The 290-nt window shown below is 49.7% G+C and carries 1 protein-coding gene; it reads left to right on the top strand.

What is annotated here, in order from left to right; genetic code table 11:
* Positions 1–6 precede the first annotated feature (6 nt).
* The coding region (locus SB775_RS28700) for an ATP-binding cassette domain-containing protein (protein WP_410864583.1) at positions 7–290 on the top strand (284 nt) is incomplete at its 3' end.

The raw sequence follows: 290 nt of genomic DNA, 5'->3' as shown, positions 1-290 counted from the left end.
AAGCAGATGAGCTATGTACAGATTGATCGCCTAAGTAAACGATTCAAGGAGACTACTGTGTTGAACCAGGTTTCCCTCTCGATTGAAAAGGGCGAATTGATTACCCTGCTCGGTCCGAGTGGATGCGGAAAAAGTACGCTTTTGCGCTGCATCGCCGGTTTGACAGAGGTAGAGGATGGGGGCAAAATCGTCGTAGGGGAGACGGACATCACGAATCTTGCCCCAAAGGACAGAGAAGTCGGGATGGTGTTTCAATCCTATGCGCTGTTCCCCAATATGAATGTGTTCGG

Source organism: Peribacillus sp. SIMBA_075 (genome assembly GCF_046534585.1).
This window is presented reverse-complemented; position numbering and strand designations above follow the sequence as displayed.